Origin of the sequence: Romboutsia faecis (genome assembly GCF_014323405.1) — a bacterium.
Lineage (GTDB): Bacteria > Bacillota > Clostridia > Peptostreptococcales > Peptostreptococcaceae > Romboutsia_E > Romboutsia_E faecis.
On record NZ_JACRWE010000028.1, the window covers coordinates 1 to 1281 of the forward strand.

The window sequence follows — 1281 nt, forward strand, 5'->3', positions numbered from 1 at the left end:
CGTGTGTCCGGGGTTCGAATCCCTGTGCGCTCACCACTTTATAGGGGATTCGCCAAGTCGGTAAGGCATAGCACTTTGACTGCTACATGCGTAGGTTCGAGTCCTGCATCCCCTGCCAAACAAAATTTAAAGATGATCCATTAGCTCAGTCGGTAGAGCACCTGACTTTTAATCAGGGTGTCCCGCGTTCGAGTCGCGGATGGATCACCATCTACGGAGAGGTGTCCGAGTGGTTTAAGGAGCTGGTCTTGAAAACCAGTGATGCTTAACGGCACCGTGGGTTCGAATCCCACCCTCTCCGCCAAATATTGGAGAAGTACTCAAGTGGCTCAAGAGGATCCCCTGCTAAGGGATTAGGCTGGGTAAACCGGTGCGAGGGTTCGAATCCCTCCTTCTCCGCCAATATAAAGTCGAGGTGTAGCGCAGTTTGGTAGCGCACTTGGTTTGGGACCATGGGGCCGGGGGTTCGAGTCCCTTCACCTCGACCATGAATGTGGACCATTAGCTCAGTTGGTTAGAGCGCCCGGCTCATAACCGGTAGGTCTGGGGTTCGAGTCCCTGATGGTCCACCACTTTAATATTAAAATTATATAGGGGTGTAGCTCAGTTGGTAGAGCGTCGGTCTCCAAAACCGTGCGCCGGGGGTTCGAGTCCCTCCACCCCTGCCAAGAAGTTTATTAAATTAGATGTAACTTATATAAAGTCGAGGTGTAGCGCAGTTTGGTAGCGCACTTGGTTTGGGACCATGGGGCCGGGGGTTCGAGTCCCTTCACCTCGACCATGAATGAGGGCCTATAGCTCAGGTGGTTAGAGCGCACGCCTGATAAGCGTGAGGTCGCTGGTTCGAGTCCAGCTAGGCCCACCAAATTTGCCCAGATAGCTCAGTCGGTAGAGCAGGGGACTGAAAATCCCCGTGTCGGTGGTTCGATTCCGCCTCTGGGCACCATAATGAATATGGCGGTATAGCTTAGTTGGCTAGAGCGTTCGGTTCATACCCGAAAGGTCACAGGTTCGACTCCTGTTACCGCTACCAACTTAAACTATATTAAATAAGAACTTTGAAAATTAAACAGTAGGTTAATTTATAAAATTAATTCTTTATAAGAATTATTCGAAACAACCAAACAAAGCCAGATATATAACAGTATCTGAGCCCATCAACTTTTATTTGAGAGTTTGATCCTGGCTCAGGATGAACGCTGGCGGCGTGCCTAACACATGCAAGTCGAGCGATTTACTTCGGTAAAGAGCGGCGGACGGGTGAGTAACGCGTGGGTAACC

At 50.3% G+C, this 1281-nt stretch carries 11 tRNA genes and 1 rRNA gene; all 12 read left to right on the forward strand.

Features of this window, described 5'->3' with window-relative positions:
- The first annotated feature begins 42 nt into the window (after positions 1–42).
- Positions 43–118 (forward strand) — tRNA-Gln (locus H8923_RS16920).
- A 16-nt stretch (positions 119–134) separates the two neighbouring features.
- A tRNA-Lys gene (locus tag H8923_RS16925) sits at positions 135–210 on the forward strand.
- Positions 211–215: 5 nt separating this feature from the next.
- Positions 216–304 (forward strand) — tRNA-Ser (locus tag H8923_RS16930).
- A 6-nt stretch (positions 305–310) separates the two neighbouring features.
- Positions 311–402, forward strand: a tRNA-Ser gene (locus H8923_RS16935).
- Between the two features lie 9 nt (positions 403–411).
- Positions 412–488: transfer RNA gene (locus H8923_RS16940), tRNA-Pro, on the forward strand.
- Between the two features lie 7 nt (positions 489–495).
- Positions 496–572, forward strand: a tRNA-Ile gene (locus tag H8923_RS16945).
- A gap of 20 nt (positions 573–592) precedes the next feature.
- Positions 593–668: transfer RNA gene (locus tag H8923_RS16950), tRNA-Trp, on the forward strand.
- A 36-nt stretch (positions 669–704) separates the two neighbouring features.
- Positions 705–781 (forward strand) — tRNA-Pro (locus H8923_RS16955).
- Between the two features lie 7 nt (positions 782–788).
- Positions 789–865 (forward strand) — tRNA-Ile (locus H8923_RS16960).
- A gap of 5 nt (positions 866–870) precedes the next feature.
- Positions 871–946, forward strand: a tRNA-Phe gene (locus H8923_RS16965).
- A 10-nt stretch (positions 947–956) separates the two neighbouring features.
- Positions 957–1033: transfer RNA gene (locus H8923_RS16970), tRNA-Met, on the forward strand.
- 131 nt (positions 1034–1164) lie between these two features.
- A 16S ribosomal RNA gene (locus tag H8923_RS16975) occupies positions 1165–1281 on the forward strand; the annotation flags it as partial.